We start from the raw sequence: 17,745 nt of genomic DNA, 5'->3' as shown, positions 1-17,745 counted from the left end.
GACGCGATGGAGGGCGGCATGGCCGCCTCTCCGGCTGGCTGCTGAAGGCCGTGCACGCCTTCCGCCGCAACACCCGCGCGGGCTCGCGCAAGAACATCGCCGCGCACTACGACCTCGGCAACGAGCTGTTCCGCCTGTTCCTCTCCGACGACCTGATGTACTCCTCGGCCATCTTCGCGGATCCCACCGAGACGCTCGAAGCGGCCTCCTTCCGCAAGCTCCAGCGCATCGGCCGCAAGCTCGACCTCAAGCCGTCGGACCATCTCGTCGAGATCGGCACCGGTTGGGGCGGCATGGCCCTGCACGCCGCGAAGCACTTCGGCTGCCGCGTCACCACGACGACGATCTCGAAGGAGCAGCACGCACTGGCCACCGAGCGCGTCGCCCGCGCCGGGCTCTCCGACCGCGTGACCCTGCTGCTCGAGGACTACCGCGACCTCACCGGCACCTACGACAAGCTGGTGTCGATCGAGATGATCGAAGCCATCGGCCACCAGTACCTCGACACCTACCTCGCCAAGTGCGCGTCGCTGCTGAAGCCGGACGGCCTCGCGATGGTCCAGGCCATAACCATCGAGGACCACCGCTACGAGCAGGCGCTGCATTCGGTCGACTTCATCAAGCGCCACATCTTCCCGGGCAGCTTCATCCCGTCCATCAGCGCGATCGCCGGCGCGATGGGCCGCAGCACCGACCTGCGCCTCGTGTCGCAGGAGGACTTCGGCCCCAGCTACGCCCTCACGCTGCGCCACTGGCGCGAGCGCTTCATGGCGAAGCTCACCGACGTGCGCGCCCTCGGCTACGACGAGCGTTTCGTGCGGATGTGGGAGTTCTACCTCGCCTACTGCGAGGGTGGCTTCCTCGAGCGCTCGATCGGTGTCTCGCAGCTGCTGTTCGCGCGGCCGATGAACCGCCGCGACCCGTGGATGCCCGCGCCCGAGTCCGTGTGATGCCGAAAGCGTTCCTCATCGCGAATGTTCTCGGCTTCCAGACCGTGTGGTTCGCCAGCGTGATCGGTGCCGCGAACGGCCTGCCGTGGGCCGGGCCGCTGGCCGTGACCCTTTATGCCGCGGCGCATTTCGCCTGGACGCCCGACCGCCGTAGCGACTTGCGCATGCTCGCCATCGCCCTCGCCATGGGCGTGGTGGCCGACTCGCTGCTTGCCGCCACCGGGGTGCTGGCTTTCGCCAGCCCGTGGCCTTGGACCTTCGCCGCCCCGGTGTGGATCCTCGCCATGTGGGCCGGCTTCGCGCTCACCTTGAACCACTCCATGGCCTTCCTGCGCGGTCGATGGCTGGTCGCCGCCGCTTTCGGCGCCATCGGCGGCCCGCTGGCGTACTGGGGCGCGGCACGCGGCTTCGATGCGGTCGACTTCGGCCTGGGCTTGCCGATCGCCCTGGCCGCGCTGGCCGTGGTCTGGGGCGTGGCGATGCCGGCTCTCTACGCCCTGCATCGCACGGCCCCGGCCGCCACGGCGCGCGAGGGCGCGACGGCGTGAGCTTCTGGACCATCATCCTGCTGACCTGGCTCGGCGCCGCGGTGGGCATGGCGGCCGTCTGGGCCTTCTCGATGCGCGTGCGCAATGCCGGCTGGGTCGACGTGGCCTGGGCCGGCCTGATGGCGCTGGCGGCGATGTTCGCCGGCCTCGCTGGCGAGGGCGATGAGATGCCGCGCGGCCTAGTCGCCGTCTTCGGCGGCGTCTGGGGTTCGCGCTTGTGCCTGCACCTGATGCATCGCGTGCTGCGCGAGCCGGAGGACGGCCGCTACCAGGCCATGCGCGCCGCCATCGGCGATTCCCCGCTGCGCTGGTTCGCGTTCTTCCAGGTGCAGGCCCTCGTCGTCGCGCTGTTCGCCATCCCATTCACCGCCGCGGCTTCCGCCGACGCCGAGGGACTCGAGCCCCTGATGCTATTGGCCGTCGCCGTATGGATCGTCGCCATCGGCGGCGAAACGCTGGCGGATCGCCAGCTGGACGCGTTCCGCAGCGACCCCGCCAACAAGGGCAAGCTCTGCCGCGCAGGGCTTTGGGCGTGGTCGCGCCACCCCAACTACTTCTTCGAGTGGGTCCACTGGTTCGCCTACGTCCTGCTGGCGTGGTGCGGCCCCTATTTCTGGTGGAGCCTGCTGGGCCCGGTGGTGATGTTCGCCTTCCTGTGGCGGGTCAGCGGCATCCCGTGGACGGAAGCGCAGGCCCTGCGCAGCCGCGGCGACGCCTACCGTCGCTACCAGCGCGAAGTCAGTGCATTCTTCCCGTGGCCGCCCAAGGCGTCCGACCCTTCTTCGAACTGAGTACCCATGGCGCTGATCGATTTGTGCGAACGCGGCCTCGTGCCCGACCTCCTGACCCGCTACGGCATCCGCAAGCTCTGCGAGCAGCGCCTTCGCGACGAGCATGACGCCGACCTCGACCGCGCCGATGCGCGTTTCCGCACCCTGCTCTCCGAGCTGCGCTCCAGCCCGATCGCCATCGAGACGGCCGCCGCCAACGAGCAGCACTACGAGGTGCCGACGCGCTTCTTCGAGCTCAGCCTCGGCAAGCGCCTGAAGTACTCGGGCTGCTACTACCCCGACGGCAACGAGACCCTCGACGAGGCCGAGGAGAAGATGCTCGCGCTTTACGGCGAGCGCGCCGAGCTGAAGGACGGCATGCGCATCCTCGAACTCGGCTGCGGCTGGGGCTCGCTCACGCTGTGGATGGCGGAACGCTTCCCCAACTCGCGCATCACCGGCGTCTCCAACTCACGCACGCAGCGCGAGCACATCCTCGCCCAGGCCGCCGTGCGCGGACTGGCCAACGTCGAGATCATCACCACCGACGTCAACCGTCTCGACCTCAGCCCGGAGACCTTCGACCGCTGCGTGTCGATCGAGATGTTCGAGCACATGCGCAACTACGACACGCTGCTCGGCAACATCGCGCGCTGGCTGAAGCCCGGCGGCAAGCTGTTCGTGCACATCTTCTGCCATCGCAGCCTGATGTACCCGTTCGAGACCGAGGGCTCGGACAACTGGATGGGTCGCTATTTCTTCACCGGCGGCCTGATGCCCAGCGCCGACACGCTGCTGCACTTCCAGAACGCGCTGCGCATCGAACAGCGCTGGGTGCTGTCGGGCATCCACTACGAGAAGACCGCGAACCACTGGCTCGAGAACCAGGATCGCCACGCCGAGGAAGTGCATCGCGTGCTGGCCGAAACCTACGGCGCGAAGAACGCCGCGGTGTGGGCTCAGCGCTGGCGGATGTTCTGGATGGCCTGCGCCGAGCTGTTCGGTTACGCCGGCGGTTCGGAGTGGGGCGTCGCCCACTACCGCTTCGTGAAGCGCTGATTCCTCAGCAGGACGTCGTCGCGGTCGGCTGGCACGCCTGGGCGGTCGCCGCGGCCGGCGCGGCGGCGGCCGGCTCGCTGCCAGCCGGCTTGCCGGTCGCCACGCGGATACCGCGGGCCTTCATCCACGCGTCGAACTCCTCCGCGGTCATGCGGCGGCCGTTCTGCGTCATGTCGAAGCGGTAGGGCGAGTTGTCGTGGGCCGTGCGCGGCACGTAGCCGCCCGGTGCCGAGGCCGCGGGCGCGGCAGCCACCGGCTGGCGAATGCGCTGCAGGAAGGCCTGCACCGACACCGGCGAGTGCGACGGCGTGGCGGCAGGACCACCGGAAAGCTCGAGGGCCGGCGCGGCGTGGGTCGTCGACGCCGCCAAGACGGCCAGGGCGAACGAAAGAACGTGGCGACGCGCCATGGCGGCAACTCCGTGCAACTGAACGTGAGCGGGAGCTTACGCAGCGTGACGCGGTGCGGCAAGCCAAGGCCGCGGAGGCCGTGCCCGACGAAAGGCGCACAAAAGAAAAGCCCGGCTTTCGCCGGGCTTTCCTGCCTTGCCGGAGAACGCCTTAGTTCTGGACGTTCAGCTCGGTGCGGCGGTTCTTCGCACGACCCTCGGCGGTGTCGTTGCTGTCGATCGGACGGGCTTCGCCGTAACCGGTCGGGCCGTTCAGGCGGGCAGCGTCGATGCCGTTGCTGGTCAGGTAGTCGAACACCGTGCGGGCACGGCGCTCCGACAGGCCCTGGTTGTAGGCGTCGGTACCGACGGCGTCGGTGTGGCCGGCGACTTCAACCTTCAGCTGCGGGTACTTCTTCAGGATGTCGATCGCCTCGTTGAGGATCGTCACCGCGTCCGGACGCAGGGTGGCCTGGTCGAAGTCGAAGTTGACGCCCTTCAGGTCGATCGTCAGCGGCACGGCGCAGCCGTCCGGACCGATGGCCTGGCCGGCCTGCGAGCCCGGGCACTTGTCGACGCAGTTGTTGACGCCGTCACCGTCGTCGTCCTGCGTTTCGCAGCTGGCGACCGGAGCCGGCGCCGGAGCCGGGGCCGGGGGGGCGGCCGGAGCGGCCTTCGGGCCCAGCGGCACGAGGACGATGGCCTTCACGTAGGTGTCAGCGAAACGATCTTCGCCGCGACCCGAGATGTTCTGGTCGTCGAGGTTGTAGCGCAGGCCACCCTCAACGCGCATGCTGAAGTTCTCGAGCTCGGACTGCAGACCGCCGCCGAAATTCGCGGCGAGGTTGTTGTCCTTGCGCTCGCCCGGCGAGTTCGGGTTCGGGAAGGCGTTGAACTCTTCCTCGTTGCGGATCACGCCGACGCCGGCCTTCAGGTAGGGCCACCAGTTGCGGGCTTCCGAACGGAAGTGGCGACGCAGGTCGACCGACAGGCCGTACTGGCTGAAGTTCAGGTCCTGACGGCCCTTGAGGTGCGGGTTGGCCGAGAACAGTTCGGCGTCGAGCGACCACTCCGGAGCGAAGAACTTGCCCACGCCGAAACCGATTTCCGGCGCATCGGTCGTGTTGCGCTCATTGTCCTGGAAGTTCATGCCGGCCGAGCCGGTCAGGTACCAGCGGTCATCGAAGTCCTGCGCCGTGGCCACGTTGGCGAAGGAGGCGGCCAGCACGGCCAGACAAAGCAGATTCTTCTTCATGATCGACTCCAAATGGGGGAAGGGACAGCCCTGCAGGCCGAACCCCTTCCAGGGGTTGCCTTGCCCGGTGGATGTTAACACCGCGCTAAGTCGTGACAAGCCACGCAAGTTACGAGATTGGGCCGCCCTTCACTTGGGGTCAAGAGAGCGGGACGATGGCTCATCGGTCCGACGCATGTGTCCGTCGCCCCTTCGCGGCCGTGCCTTGTGCATGCTTGAGGGCACGGGCATGCTCGCCCCACCCTACGCCACCGTATTGATATGACGGCCGCCGCCTTCCCGCATCTGTTCAAACCCCTCGACCTCGGCTTCTGCACCCTGCCCAACCGCGTGCTCATGGGTTCGATGCACACCGGCCTCGAGGATCGCTCCCGCGACTTCCCGAAGCTCGCCGCCTACTTCGCCGAACGCGCCCGCGGCGGCGTGGGCTTGATGGTGACCGGCGGCATCGCCCCGAACCTGGTCGGTTGGCTCAAGCCCTTCTCCGGGAAGCTCAGCTGGCCTTGGGAAACGCACAAGCACCGGATCGTGACGAAGGCCGTGCACGCCGAGGGCGGCAAGATCTGCATGCAGATCCTGCACGCCGGCCGCTACGCCTACCACCCGCTGTCGGTGTCGGCCTCGGCCATCCAGGCACCGATCAATCCGTTCAAGCCGCGCGCGCTCACCAGCTGGGGCGTCGAACGCCAGATCAAGGCCTTCGTGCGCGCCGCGAAGCTCGCCCGCGACGCGGGCTACGACGGCGTCGAGGTGATGGGTTCCGAGGGCTACCTGATCAACCAGTTCCTCTCGGCCCGCACCAACCAGCGCACCGACGCCTGGGGCGGCACGCCGGAGAAGCGCATGCGCTTTGCGGTGGAGATCGTCCGCCGCATCCGCGAGGCCGTCGGCCCGGACTTCATCCTCATCTATCGCCTCTCGATGCTGGAGCTCGTCGACGGCGGCGCCGCCTGGGACGAGATCGTGATGCAGGCCAAGGCCATCGAGGCCGCGGGCGCCACCATCATCAACACCGGCATCGGCTGGCACGAGGCCCGGGTACCGACCATCGCCACTTCCGTGCCGCGCGCGGCCTTCGCCGGCGTGACGGCGAAGCTGCGGCCGCACGTGGCCCTGCCGCTCGTCGCCACCAACCGCATCAACATGCCGGACGTGGCCGAGCGCATCCTGGCCACGGGCGAGGTCGACATGGTCTCCATGGCTCGTCCGCTGCTCGCCGATCCGGCGTGGGTGGTGAAGGCCAAGGCCGGCCGGGTGGACGAGATCAACACCTGCATCGCCTGCAACCAGGCCTGCCTCGACCACGTCTTCGAGAACAAGAAGGCGAGCTGCCTCGTCAACCCGCGCGCCTGCGCCGAGACCGAGCTGGTGATCAAGCCAGCCACGCAGAAGAAGACCGTGGCCGTCGTTGGCGCCGGCCCGGCCGGGCTGGCCGCCGCCACCACGGCCGCCGAGCGCGGCCACGCCGTCACGCTGTTCGACGCCGCGGCGGAGATCGGCGGCCAGTTCAACCTCGCCAAGACGATCCCGGGCAAGGAAGAGTTCCACGAGACCCTGCGCTACTTCTACACCTTGTTGAAGAAGCACGGCGTCGACGTGCGACTGAACACCCGGGTGACGGCGGACGACCTCAAGGGCTTCGACACCGTCCTGCTGGCCACGGGCATCCGTCCGCGCAAGGCCACCTTCGAAGGCCACGACCATCCGAAGGTCGTCAGCTACATCGACGTGTTGACCGGCAAGGTGCAGGTCGGCGCCAAGGCGGCCATCGTCGGCGCCGGCGGCATCGGTTTCGACGTGGGCGAGTTCCTGGTGCATCGCGGCGTCTCGCCGAGCCTCGACCCGAAGGCCTGGATGGCCGAATGGGGCGTCGCCAGCGACTTCGACGGCCCCGGGGGCCTAGCCAAGCCGCATCCCGAGCCGGCCGCCCGCGAGGTCTGGCTGCTGCAGCGCTCCAAGGGCCGCCCCGGCGCCCGCCTGGGCAAGACCACGGGCTGGATCCATCGCGCCGCACTGAAGATGAAGGGGGTGAAGGCGCAGGGTGACGTCGAGTACCTCAAGGTGGACGACGCCGGCTTCCATGTGCGGATCGAAGGCAAGGACACCCTGCTGCCCGTCGATCACGTGGTGGTCTGCGCCGGCCAGGAGCCGCTGCGCGAGCTTCTGGAACCCCTGCAGGCGGCCAACGTGCCGGTGCAGCTGATCGGCGGTGCCGACGTGGCATCGGAGCTCGACGCCAAGCGCGCGATCGCCCAGGGAACGCGGGCCGCTGCCGCCCTGTAAGCCCGGAAAATCGGGCTGCGCGGCCTCGGGCTAGAGTAAAAGCCCGAGCAAATTCAAAAACTTATGAAATAGGCATTCAGCCCGGGTTTGGAAAGACCGGGCTACGGTTCGCCCCGTTCGCCCGACCGCCCCTTGGCCAGTACGGCGTTCTCGTGACTCCCGGGCTCATGGCGCTTCGGGGGCTTCCCACCGCTTCAGCGGACCGGGAAGGCGGGTCAGCACAGAACTCCTGGACCCGTTCATCCCCATTACGCCAAGTCACTGGCTCCGCCCGCGCCGCACATCGCACGGGACGCCACGGACGCAACGGAGCAAGGAAAGCCATGGAACTCTCGTTTTTGATGTGGTTGTCGACGCTGCTGCCCCCGGCCCAGGCCGAGCCGCTCTGCCTCGCCACCACGGTCTACCTCGAAGCCCGCAACCAGTCCGAACTGGGCCAGCGTGCCGTCGCCGAAGTCGCACTGCGCCGCCGGGATTCCGGCATGTGGGGTGACGACGTCTGCGCGGTCGTGAAGGCGCCCAAGCAGTTCGCCCCGACCCTGGTTCCCCCGCGCACCCGACTGAACAACGTCGAGGCCTGGGAAGAGGCCGTCGCCGTCGCCTTCGCCGCCCAGAAGGAATGGAACCGCCCGCGCGCCGAGCGCCGCGAGGTCGTCCCCGGCGCCAGCCACTTCGCCGCCATGCGCATCGCCAACCCGAGCTGGGCCAGCTACCCGCAGGTCGCGACCATCGACGACCACACCTTCTTCCGGGTGAACCGGCTCCGCTCCCGCGACGAGACGAGCGACGCCGCCGGCACGGCGGGCGGATCGCGCTGAGCTCCCCGGCGGGCCACAGGCCGCCCGCTCAGCGCCGCCAGAAGCGCTCCATCTCCAGATAAGTGAAAGACGCCGACCAGGCGATCAGCACGAAGCCCGTCAGGGCCGTGGTGCCGACCTTGAAGCGGATGGGGCCGACCGGCGTCAGGTCGCCGAAGCCCACCGTCGTGAAGCTCACTGCGGACAGATAGATCGCATCGAAAAGGTGCGGCGGATGGGCGCCGGCAATCGTCCCGGTGTTCGGGTACATCAGCAGCAGCCAGGTGCTGGTGCCGAAGATCCAGATCTCGATGACATGCAAGGCGAGCACGCCGAAGATGCCGTACAGCACCTTGCGGCGACGCTCACCCTGCTTGCGCTGGTAAAGCCAGCGCGACATCAGCACGAGGCCCTCGTAATGCACGAGGGTCGCGAGGGCGACGGTCACCACCGTCACCGCGACGATCAGCAGGTTGGCATCCCAGTGCGGGTACATGGGCCCACCCTACCCGCCGACACGGGGCCGGCGGAAGGGGATCGCGCTCAGCGCTGTTCAATCGGCACGTACGCGCGGTCTTCCGGGCCCGTGTAGTTCGCGCTCGGGCGGATGATCTTGCCGTCCTGGCGCTGCTCGATCACGTGTGCGCTCCAGCCCGTGGTGCGGGCGATGACGAACAGCGGGGTGAACATCGCCGTCGGGATGCCCATCATGTGGTACGCCGAAGCGCTGTACCAATCGAGGTTCGGGAACATCTTCTTCATGTCCCACATCAGCGTCTCGATGCGCTCGGACACGTCGAACAGCACCTCGTTGCCGCCGTCCTTGCAGAGTTCGCGCGAGATGCCCTTGATGATCGGGTTGCGCGGGTCGCCGATGGTGTACACCGGGTGGCCGAAGCCGATCACGATCTCCTTGCGCTCGACGCGAGCGCGGATGTCCGCCTCGGCGGCATCGGCGCTGTCGTAGCGGGCGATGATGTCCATGGCCACTTCGTTCGCGCCGCCGTGCTTCGGGCCACGCAACGCGCCGATCGCGCCGGTGATGCACGAGAACAGGTCGGACCCGGTGCCGGCGATGACGCGTGCCGTGAAGGTGCTGGCGTTGAATTCGTGCTCGGCGTACAGCACCAGCGAGCGGTCCAGCGAACGGGCGTGCAGCGCGCTCGGCGGCTCGCCGTGCAGAAGGTGCAGGAAGTGCGCCGCGACCGAATCATCGTCGGTCTGGGTCTGGATGCGGTCGCCGTTGCGGGTGAAGTGCCACCAGTACAGCAGCATCGAGCCGAAGCTGGCGATGAGGCGGTCGGCGATGTCGCGGGCCTCGTTCTCCGGGTGGCCTTCGCGCTCCGGAAGCACCGTACCCATCACCGAGCAGCCGGTGCGCAGCACGTCCATCGGGTGGGCGGCGGCCGGAACGAGTTCCAGCGCCTCGGCGACGATCGCCGGCAGGCCGCGCAGGCGCTTCAGCTTGGCCTTGTAGGCCTTCAGCTGGCTGGCCGTGGGCAGAACGCCGTGCACCAGCAGGTGGGCCACTTCCTCGAAGCTGGCGTGGTCGGCCAGGTCCTTGATGTCGTAGCCCCGGTAATGCAGGTCGTTGCCGCTGCGGCCGACGGTGCACAGCGCCGTGTTGCCGGCGGCGGTGCCCGAGAGGGCGACGGACTTCTTGGCCTTGGGGAGGGTGGGCGCGGCGTCACTCATCGGATCGGTTCCAACAGGGAGTCGAGGCGCGCATGGTATCGCCAGCACGCGGCGCTCGTACCCCCCTCCGACGCCTGCGATACTTCGCGACGCCCCTCCCACCCCGACCCGAACGGCCCACCCATGCCCCACCTCGCCCGCCACGCCCTCGCCGCCGCCTGCCTCGTCGCCGCTTCAGCACTGTCCACCGTGGCACTCGCCTGCACCGGCATCTCGCTCAAGGCCAGCGATGGCAGCGTCGTGACGGCACGCACCGTGGAGTGGGCCTTGAGCGACGCCAGCCACGACCACCTCGTGCTGTTCCCGCGCGGCCACCGCTTCGCCGGCAGAACCCCCGAGGGCGAAAACGGCCACGCTTGGACGGGGCGGCACGGTTTCGTATCGCTCATGGCCTATGGCGAGCCCTACGGCCCCGACGGGCTCAACGAAGCCGGCCTCTATGTGGGCATGTACTACTTCCCCGATTTCGCCCGCTTCGCGCCCTTCGAGCCTGCGCGCCGCAGCCAGTCGCTGAGCGTCGGCGACTACATGCAGTGGATGCTCTCGTCGTTCTCGACGGTGGCGGAAGTGCGCGAGCACCTGCGCGACGTCACCGTGGTCAATGTCGAGGACCCGCGCTTCGGGGGGGCCCCGCTGCCCTTCCACTGGAAGGTGGCCGATGCCAGCGGAGCCGCAATCATCATCGAGATCATCGAGGGTGGCGAGGTGAAGGTGCACGACGCCCTGCTCGGCGTGGTGACCAATTCGCCCACCTACGACTGGCACCTGACGAACCTGCGCAACCACCTCGGGCTGGCGCCTGCACCTGAGAAGCCGATCACAGTCGACGGGCGCACTTTCTCGCCCCTCGGCGCGGGCACCGGCCTGCGCGGCCTGCCCGGCGACTTCACGCCGCCCGCGCGCTTCGTCCGCGCCGTCGCCCTGACCGCCTCGGCGCGCCCGCTCAAGGACGGCCCGGAGGCTGTGTTCGAGGCCTTCCGCATCCTCGACAGCTTCAACCTCACCGTGGGCAGCACGGGCGCGCCCGAGCAGCGCGCCGAGGACATCGTGAGCGCCACGCAGATCACCACCGCGGCCGACCTGCGCAACCGCGTGTTCTATTTCCACTCGATGTGGGACCGCCAGGTGCGCAAGCTCGACCTGAAGGCCATCGACTTCAGCCGCATCCAGAAGACGGTGCTCGAGAGCGGCGCCTCGCGCACCCAGACGGTGCGCGAGCTGCGCGTCGACGAAGGCTGAGGCTCGCCCTCCTCAGCCACCCTACTTGGCGAACAGTGCGTCGAGCTTGTCCTCGTAGGCGTGGTAACCGAGGAAGTCGTAGAGCTCGGCGCGCGTCTGCAGGGTATCGATGATGTTTTTCTGGGTGCCGTCGCGGCGCACGGTCTCGTAGAAGTGCAGCGCGGCCTTGTTCATGGCGCGGTAGGCGCCACAGCAGTACAGGGCGATGTCGACGCCGGCACCACGCAAGTCGTCGGTGGTGAAGAAGGGCGTGCTGCCGAACTCGGTGAGGTTGGCGAGGATCGGCACCTTCACTGCGGCCTTGACCTTGCGATAGTCCTCGAGCGACTTCATCGCCTCCGGGAAGACCATGTCGGCGCCGGCTTCGACATAGGCGACCGCGCGCTCGATGGCGGCATCGAGGCCTTCGATCGCGGCGGCGTCGGTGCGCGCCATCAGCACGAAATTCGCATCGGTCTTCGCATCGACGGCGGCCTTGATGCGATCCACCATCTCGGCCTTCGACACCACCTCCTTGCCGGGACGATGGCCGCAGCGCTTCTGCCCCACCTGGTCCTCCATATGGACGGCGGCGACACCGATATTGGTGAAGCTGCGGATGGTGCGGGCGATGTTGAAGGCGCCGCCCCAACCGGTGTCGATATCGACGAGCAGCGGCATCTGCGTGGCGTCGACGATGCGTCGGGCGTCGGTGAGTACGTCTTCCATCGTGCTGATGCCGAGATCGGGCATGCCCAGCGAATTGGCGGCCACGCCGCCTCCGGAGAGGTACAGCGCCTTGTAGCCCGTGCGCTTGGCCATCAAGCCGGCGTAGGCGGTGATCGCGCCCATCACCTGCAGCGGGGATTCGTCGGCGAGGGCGGCGCGGAAGCGCGCGCCAGCGGAATTCATGCTCATCGTTTTTCCTTGGTGCAGTGACAAGAAAGGCGGCCTAGGCCGCCTTTCCGTTGTTCCCGGCGATCAGCCGAGGAGGTGTGCCACGCCGCTGCGCTCTTCCTCGAGCTCGGCCAGCGTCTTGTTCATCATCTCGCGCGAGAAGTCGTCGATGGCCAAGCCCTGGACGATTTCGTACTGGCCGTTCGTGCAGGTGACCGGGAAGCCGTACATGACGTCCTTCGGGATGCCGTAGCTGCCATCCGACGGGATGCCCATCGTCGTCCACTTGCCATTGGTGCCCAGCACCCAGTCACGGATGTGGTCGATGGCGGCGTTCGCGGCCGAAGCGGCCGAGGAGAGGCCACGGGCTTCGATGATCGCGGCGCCGCGCTTGCCGACCTTCGGGATGAAGTCGGCGCGGTTCCAGTTCTCGTCGCCGATCTTGTCCTTCAACGACGCGCCGCCGACGGTGGCGAAGCGGTAGTCGGGGTACATGGTCGGGCTGTGGTTGCCCCACACGATCAGCTTCTCGATGTCGCCGACGGCCACGCCGGCCTTGGCCGAGAGCTGCGAGAGCGCGCGGTTGTGGTCGAGGCGCAGCATCGCGGTGAAGTTCTTCGCCGGCAGCGACGGCGCCGACTTCATGGCGATGTAGGCGTTGGTGTTGGCCGGGTTGCCGACCACCAGCACCTTGACGTCGCGCGAGGCCACGGCGTCGAGCGCCTTGCCCTGCACGGTGAAGATCTCGGCGTTCTTGAGCAGCAGGTCCTTGCGCTCCATGCCCGGGCCGCGCGGCATGGCGCCGACCAGCAGGGCGACGTCGGCGTCCTTGAACGCGACCATCGGGTCGGCCGTGCCGACCACGCCGGCGAGCAGCGGGAACGCGCAGTCTTCGAGCTCCATGATCACGCCGCGCAGCGCGGCCTGGGCCTTGTCCATCGGCAGCTCGAGCAGCTGCAGGATGACCGGCTGGTCCTTACCGAGCATCTCGCCCGAGGCAATGCGGAACAGGAGGGAGTAACCGATCTGGCCAGCTGCGCCGGTGACGGCAACGCGGACGGGGGTCTTCATGAGGCGGGCTCCTTGTGGGGATTTAGGCGAGGGCGGCGAAGAAGGCCTGGATGCGGCGCAGGCCTTCCTTCATCGGGGCGTCGGGGCAGGTGTAGCTGATGCGCAGGGCACTGGGCTCGCCGAAGGCTGAGCCGGGCACGCAGGCGACGCCCTCGGTTTCCAGCAGCAGGTTGCAGAAGTCGACGTCGTTGGCGATGAGCTTGCCGCCGTGCGATTTGCCGAAGGCGCAGCTGATGTCCGGGAAGACGTAGAACGCGCCCTGCGGACGCGGGCAATTCACGCCCGGGATGGCGGCGAGCGCGGCCAGCACCACATCGCGCTTGGCCTCGAACTCCTTGCACTTCTGCTGCGGCACGTCCTGCGGACCGGCCAGGGCGGCCACGGCGGCGGCCACGACGATCTCGGGCAGGTTGGTGATGTGGTTCGAGTTGAGCGTGGTGATGGCCTGCGCCACCGACTCGGGGCCGGCCATCAGGCCGACGCGCCAGCCCGGCATGCCGTAGGTCTTCGACAGCGAGTCGACGAAGATCGTGCGCTCGCGCAATTCGGGCCGGAAATTGACGATGTTGTGGTAACCGAGGCCGTCGAACACCAGCGTGTTGTAGATGTCGTCGCTGATGATCCAGGTGTCCGGATGCTTCGCGAACACGTCCGCCAGCGCGGCGATCTCGTCCTTCGAATACACCATGCCCGTCGGGTTGGACGGGTTGTTGAACAGGTAGACCTTCGGCTTCTGCGCCAGCGCGGCGTCGAGCTGGGCCGGCGTGATCTTGTAGTCCTGCGAGGCCGGGGCCGGCAGCAACAGCGTCTTGGCGCCGACGATGTCGGCGATGTCGACGTAGGTCGTCCAGTACGGCGTGGCGAAGGCGATGGTGTCGCCCGGATCGAGCAGCGCTTCGGCCAGGTTGTACAGCAGGTGCTTGGCGCCCACGCCGGTGGCGCAGTGCTTGCGCGTGTAGCCGGTCAGGCCGAGTCGGCCCATGTGGGCGATGAAGGCGTCCAGCAGTGCGTCGGCGCCGCGGTTGCTGCCGTACTGGCCGCTGTCCTTGGCCAGCGCCTCGCGGGCGGCGGTGTAGACGTGCTCGCCGGGGAGGAAGTTCGGTACGCCGATCGAGAAGCTGATGATGTCGCGCCCCTGGGCCTTGAGGGCTTTCGCCTTCTCCGCCACGGCCATGATGGCGCTTGGCTTGGCGTGACCCATTCGATGGCTGAGCTGCGGCATCGGACTCCCCTCGGCGGCGTTGGCGGTAAGCCCGAAAGTGTAGCACCGCGCCGCCCGGCACCCGCCTTGCGGGGGCGGTGCCGCATCACCGAAGCTCCGGGCCACGCCCCTCGCCGGACCCGCGCATGACCGCCCGATTCCCACGCGGCCGCTTCGCTACCGCCTTCGTGCTGGCCCTGCTGGGGAGCGCCTGCGCCGCCGCCGCGACCCGCCCGTCGACCGCCACCGGCGAGGACGGCCGTCCGCTCCGGATCGACGGCACGGTGGTGCTCGTCGAACCCGACATCGAGCTGAGCCTCATCACCACCGGCGGCCTGCCGGAACCGCGCGAGGCGTGGTCACGCGACGCCCGTCGCTTCTACGCCGACGCGGTGCGCGCCCACCTCGCCGCTGCGAACACCCCGCAGGCGCCGGATTTCGACATTCCCGACGACCTCGACCCCGACTCGCGCCTCGGCCAGGTGGTGCGGCTGAACGAAGCGGTGGCGCTGTCGATCAGCCAGTTCCTCCTACCCGGCGGCGCGCTGGCCACGAAGCGCGACGCCGCCGGCCGGCCGCGCCTCGACTGGACGCTCGGCGAGGGCGTGGCGGAACTGGGGGCCGCCAGCGACGCGGACTACGCGCTGTTCACCTACGTGCGCGACAGCTACGCCAGCGGCGGCCGCACCGCCTTGCGCGTCTTCGGCTTCATCGCTGGCGCAGCGATGGGCACGGGCCTGGACATCGGCGGCGGCCAGCAACACGGCATCGCGACCCTCGTCGACCTCCGCACGGGCAAGGTGGTGTGGTTCAACCAGTTGGCACGGCATAGCGGCGACTTGCGCGAGCCCGATGAGGCGCGGAAGACGGTCGACCGACTGCTCGAGGACCTGCCCCTGTGACGCCGTGGGCACGCCCGGTCGCGCTTTTCGTGGGCCTCGCGCTCGGGACCGCCTCGTTCGCGCCCTGCGCGGGCGCCACGCCGCCACCGATCGCGCCGGGGGAACGCCCGGAGGCGGACAGCACGGAAGCCGAGCTCTGGTACGGCATGGACCGCGCCGAGCAGGAACTCCGCCACCTGCCCCACGTGGAACGCGATGCCGCGCTCAACGCCTACGTGCGGGAGGTGCTGTGCCGGGTGGCCGGGCCGCATTGCGGCGACTTGCGGCTCTACGTGGTGACGAACCCCGAGTTCAACGCCTCGATGGCCCCCAACGGCGCGACCCTCGTGTTCACCGGCGCCCTGCTGCGGCTGCGATCCGAGGATGAGTTGGCGATGCTGTTGGGCCACGAGTTCGCGCATTACCGGCAGCGCCATTCGCTGCAGCAGTGGCGGGCCAGCAAACGCAGTGGCGCGGCGCTGGGCACCTTCGGGGTGGCCACCCTGGGCGCCGGCGTGGGCTTGGTCGGCGGCGTCGCCGAGCTCGCGGGCGCGGCGGGGCTGTCCGGCTTCTCGCGGGATCACGAACGCGAGGCGGATGCGCTGGGTTTCGAATTCGCCGCCGCGCAGGGCTACGTGCCGGGCGCGGGGCTCGCGCTGTGGGAGCGACTGGCGCAGGAGGAAGCCGCCACGATCGGTCGGCGGCGCCATCCGGTGTTCGCCAGCCACCCGGCGACCGCGGACCGCGTCGAGGCCCATCGACGGATGGCGACGGACGCGGCGGTCGTCCCGCCCCTCGATCTCGTGGCCCAGCGCCGTGAGCGTTACCAAGCGGTCATCGAGCCTTTCCTCGATGGCTGGCTGTCGGACGAACTCACGCGCCGCCGCTACGCCGCCTCGATCCAGATGATCGGCGCCCTGCATGCCGACGCGCCGCCGGACTGGCGCGGTCGCACCGCGCACTACCTCGGCGAAGCCCACCGCCTTCGTCGCGGGGAAGGCGATGCGGCGAAGGCTGCCGCCCTCCAGGCCGAAGCCGTCGCCGCGCCTGACGCTCCGCCCGCCGCCTTCCGCGAACACGGCTACGCGCTACGTGCGGCCGGCGACGCCGCCGGTGCGCGCGACGCCCTCGCCCGCTACCTCAGCCTGCGGCCGGACGCCCCGGACCGCGCCTTTGTCGAACGTGACCTCGGGACGCTGTCGCCATGAGGCCGGCCGGACACACCCACGGAATGCTCGGCCGCTGCCCGCGCGCCGCACGCACCGCCTTGCTGCTGCTCGTCCTCGCGGGGCTTGCCGCCTGCGCCACCGGCGGCCGACTGCAGACAGCCGGCCGTACCGAGGTGCTGGGCATGACGGTCGAGACCTCACTCGATTGGGCGCGCTATGCCAGCCCGCGGCAGGAGGCCTGGACCATCGATGGCACCGCCCTGAACCAGCTCCGCCTGATCACCGGCACCCGACCGGGCGAGCACGTGTTCCACCTCGGGCGCGAGCGTCGGAACATCCCGCAGGGCGCGTGGTACCACCCCGGCCTGCGCCCCGACGAACTGCACGAACTGCTGCTCGCCGCCCTGCGCGAACAGGGCTGGGCCGAGGTCGAGTCCAGCAACCTGCGCCCGGCGCGCTTCGGCACCGTCGAGGGCCTGCGCTTCGAGTTCACCATGGCCTCGCAGCGCGGCCTGCGCTACGCCGGCACCGCCGCCTTGTTCGAGCGCGATGGCAGGCTCACCACGATCTACTGGCAGGCGCCCGTGGAGCATTACCACGCCCGCGACGCGGCGGCGGTGGCGGCCTTGATCGACTCGATCCGGCCACTCTGATCTGCGGAAACGACAAAGCCGCCCCGGAGGGCGGCTTCGCGGGTGCGGCGCGCCGGCTCAGCGGGCGGCTTCGTCCATCACCTTGTTCCACTCGGCGACGCGCTCGGCCTTGGCGGCCAGCACGGCATCGACGTCACCCTCGAGCGTGACCTTCTCGATCAGGTCGCCGGTCTTGATGCTGTCGACGACATCCAGGCCCGAGAGCACCTTGCCGAACACGGTGTGCTTGCCATCCAGCCACGGGCAGGGCACGTGGGTGATGAAGAACTGGCTGCCATTGGTCTTCGGGCCGGCGTTGGCCATCGAGAGCACGCCGCGCTCGTGCGACAGGCCGGTGCCGACCTCGTCCTCGAAGCGGTAGCCCGGGTTGCCGGTTCCGCGGCCCTGCGGGCAGCCGCCCTGGATCATGAAATCGGCGATGACGCGATGGAAATTCAGGCCGTCGTAGAACTTGCGGCGCGCCAGGTTCACGAAGTTGGCGACCGTGAGCGGGGCCTTGTCGGCATGCAGGGCGACCTGGATCGGGCCGCGGGCGGTGTGGAAAGTGGCGGTGACGGTGCTCATGGGCGCGCTCCGGCGTACGGGAAAGGGCGCGCAGTGTACCCGTGCCGCCCTGCCGCCCGGGCCCGAGACCCCGGCCGCGGGGGGCTTCACCGGGTCGGGCGGCGTTAACGTCCCGTCAATCTGGACCGGTATACTCCGCGGCTTCCTTTCCGACCGAGCTCCAGCGCCCCCGTGGCGCCGCCTCCCCATGTCCATCGAGAACCTGCGCAACATCGCCATCGTCGCCCACGTCGACCACGGCAAGACCACCCTCGTCGACTGCCTGCTGAAGCAGTCGGGCACGCTGAGCGAGCGCACCGTGCTGGCCGAGCGCGTGATGGACAGCAACGACCAGGAAAAGGAACGC

General features: G+C 68.9%; 18 protein-coding genes and 1 pseudogene. 11 read left to right on the top strand and 8 right to left on the bottom strand.

Annotation, left to right across the window (positions count from 1 at the left end; all coding sequences use genetic code 11):
- The 4 genes and pseudogenes from ACIQ6S_RS13335 to ACIQ6S_RS13320 all read left to right on the top strand — a co-directional run.
- Positions 1-950, top strand: a pseudogene (locus ACIQ6S_RS13335) (class I SAM-dependent methyltransferase); the annotation flags it as partial.
- The gene (locus tag ACIQ6S_RS13330) at positions 950-1,498 is read left to right on the top strand and encodes a DUF2878 domain-containing protein (protein WP_397608781.1); all 549 of its coding nucleotides are present in this window, start codon (positions 950-952) and stop codon (positions 1,496-1,498) included. The pseudogene ACIQ6S_RS13335 and the gene ACIQ6S_RS13330, both read left to right, overlap by 1 nt.
- Positions 1,495-2,289: a DUF1295 domain-containing protein gene (locus ACIQ6S_RS13325; RefSeq protein ID WP_397608780.1), complete on the top strand. Its 795-nt coding sequence runs from the start codon at positions 1,495-1,497 to the stop codon at positions 2,287-2,289. The genes ACIQ6S_RS13330 and ACIQ6S_RS13325 overlap by 4 nt, the downstream gene beginning before the upstream one ends.
- A 6-nt stretch (positions 2,290-2,295) precedes the next feature.
- The gene (locus ACIQ6S_RS13320) at positions 2,296-3,327 is read left to right on the top strand and encodes an SAM-dependent methyltransferase (RefSeq protein ID WP_397608779.1); all 1,032 of its coding nucleotides are present in this window, start codon (positions 2,296-2,298) and stop codon (positions 3,325-3,327) included.
- 4 nt (positions 3,328-3,331) lie between these two features.
- Here the strand turns inward: ACIQ6S_RS13320 and ACIQ6S_RS13315 are convergent, their stop codons facing one another.
- Complete coding sequence (locus tag ACIQ6S_RS13315) at positions 3,332-3,736, bottom strand: hypothetical protein (RefSeq protein ID WP_397608778.1); 405 nt, start codon at positions 3,734-3,736, stop codon at positions 3,332-3,334.
- 151 nt (positions 3,737-3,887) lie between these two features.
- Complete coding sequence (locus ACIQ6S_RS13310; protein ID WP_397608777.1) at positions 3,888-4,970, bottom strand: OmpA family protein; 1,083 nt, start codon at positions 4,968-4,970, stop codon at positions 3,888-3,890.
- Positions 4,971-5,231: 261 nt separating this feature from the next.
- On the opposite strand from ACIQ6S_RS13310, the gene ACIQ6S_RS13305 reads away from it, so the two are divergent.
- Positions 5,232-7,253, top strand: coding sequence for an FAD-dependent oxidoreductase (locus ACIQ6S_RS13305; RefSeq protein ID WP_397608776.1), 2,022 nt, complete (start codon positions 5,232-5,234; stop codon positions 7,251-7,253).
- 323 nt (positions 7,254-7,576) lie between these two features.
- Complete coding sequence (locus ACIQ6S_RS13300; RefSeq protein ID WP_397573914.1) at positions 7,577-8,071, top strand: cell wall hydrolase; 495 nt, start codon at positions 7,577-7,579, stop codon at positions 8,069-8,071.
- A gap of 28 nt (positions 8,072-8,099) precedes the next feature.
- Here the strand turns inward: ACIQ6S_RS13300 and ACIQ6S_RS13295 are convergent, their stop codons facing one another.
- Together ACIQ6S_RS13295 and prpC are read right to left on the bottom strand one after the other, a co-directional pair.
- On the bottom strand, positions 8,100-8,546 hold the full coding sequence (locus ACIQ6S_RS13295; protein ID WP_397608775.1) for an ion channel: 447 nt from the start codon (positions 8,544-8,546) through the stop codon (positions 8,100-8,102).
- 47 nt (positions 8,547-8,593) lie between these two features.
- The gene (gene prpC, locus ACIQ6S_RS13290) at positions 8,594-9,745 is read right to left on the bottom strand and encodes a 2-methylcitrate synthase (protein ID WP_397608774.1); all 1,152 of its coding nucleotides are present in this window, start codon (positions 9,743-9,745) and stop codon (positions 8,594-8,596) included.
- Positions 9,746-9,868: 123 nt separating this feature from the next.
- On the opposite strand from prpC, the gene ACIQ6S_RS13285 reads away from it, so the two are divergent.
- On the top strand, positions 9,869-10,984 hold the full coding sequence (locus ACIQ6S_RS13285) for a linear amide C-N hydrolase (RefSeq protein WP_397608773.1): 1,116 nt from the start codon (positions 9,869-9,871) through the stop codon (positions 10,982-10,984).
- A 21-nt stretch (positions 10,985-11,005) separates the two neighbouring features.
- Here ACIQ6S_RS13285 and prpB read toward each other — a convergent pair whose 3' ends face one another.
- The 3 genes from prpB to ACIQ6S_RS13270 form a co-directional block, all read right to left on the bottom strand.
- Positions 11,006-11,881 carry a methylisocitrate lyase gene (gene prpB, locus ACIQ6S_RS13280; protein ID WP_397608772.1) on the bottom strand — a complete coding sequence of 292 codons (876 nt, stop codon included), beginning with the start codon at positions 11,879-11,881 and terminating at the stop codon, positions 11,006-11,008.
- 63 nt (positions 11,882-11,944) lie between these two features.
- The gene (locus tag ACIQ6S_RS13275; RefSeq protein ID WP_397608771.1) at positions 11,945-12,931 is read right to left on the bottom strand and encodes a malate dehydrogenase; all 987 of its coding nucleotides are present in this window, start codon (positions 12,929-12,931) and stop codon (positions 11,945-11,947) included.
- 22 nt (positions 12,932-12,953) lie between these two features.
- On the bottom strand, positions 12,954-14,153 hold the full coding sequence (locus ACIQ6S_RS13270) for a pyridoxal phosphate-dependent aminotransferase (protein WP_397608770.1): 1,200 nt from the start codon (positions 14,151-14,153) through the stop codon (positions 12,954-12,956).
- Positions 14,154-14,278: 125 nt separating this feature from the next.
- On the opposite strand from ACIQ6S_RS13270, the gene ACIQ6S_RS13265 reads away from it, so the two are divergent.
- From ACIQ6S_RS13265 to ACIQ6S_RS13255, 3 genes are read left to right on the top strand one after another with little or no spacing between them, the layout of a single operon-like run.
- Positions 14,279-15,034, top strand: a complete 756-nt coding sequence (locus ACIQ6S_RS13265; protein WP_397608769.1) for a hypothetical protein — start codon at positions 14,279-14,281, stop codon at positions 15,032-15,034.
- A complete protein-coding gene (locus ACIQ6S_RS13260) occupies positions 15,031-16,221 on the top strand; it encodes a M48 family metalloprotease (protein WP_397608768.1) in 1,191 nt (396 codons plus the stop codon). Before ACIQ6S_RS13265 ends, ACIQ6S_RS13260 begins: the two co-directional genes overlap by 4 nt.
- A complete protein-coding gene (locus ACIQ6S_RS13255; protein WP_397608767.1) occupies positions 16,218-16,835 on the top strand; it encodes a hypothetical protein in 618 nt (205 codons plus the stop codon). Before ACIQ6S_RS13260 ends, ACIQ6S_RS13255 begins: the two co-directional genes overlap by 4 nt.
- Positions 16,836-16,892: 57 nt before the next feature.
- Here the strand turns inward: ACIQ6S_RS13255 and ACIQ6S_RS13250 are convergent, their stop codons facing one another.
- Positions 16,893-17,399, bottom strand: a complete 507-nt coding sequence (locus tag ACIQ6S_RS13250; protein ID WP_397608766.1) for a peptidylprolyl isomerase — start codon at positions 17,397-17,399, stop codon at positions 16,893-16,895.
- Between the two features lie 187 nt (positions 17,400-17,586).
- Here ACIQ6S_RS13250 and ACIQ6S_RS13245 point away from each other — a divergent pair.
- Positions 17,587-17,745 (top strand): GTP-binding protein (locus ACIQ6S_RS13245; RefSeq protein ID WP_397608782.1); only part of this gene is annotated, 159 nt, incomplete at its 3' end.

Source organism: Silanimonas sp. (assembly GCF_044377035.1).
Classification (GTDB): domain Bacteria; phylum Pseudomonadota; class Gammaproteobacteria; order Xanthomonadales; family Xanthomonadaceae; genus Silanimonas.
This window is presented reverse-complemented; position numbering and strand designations above follow the sequence as displayed.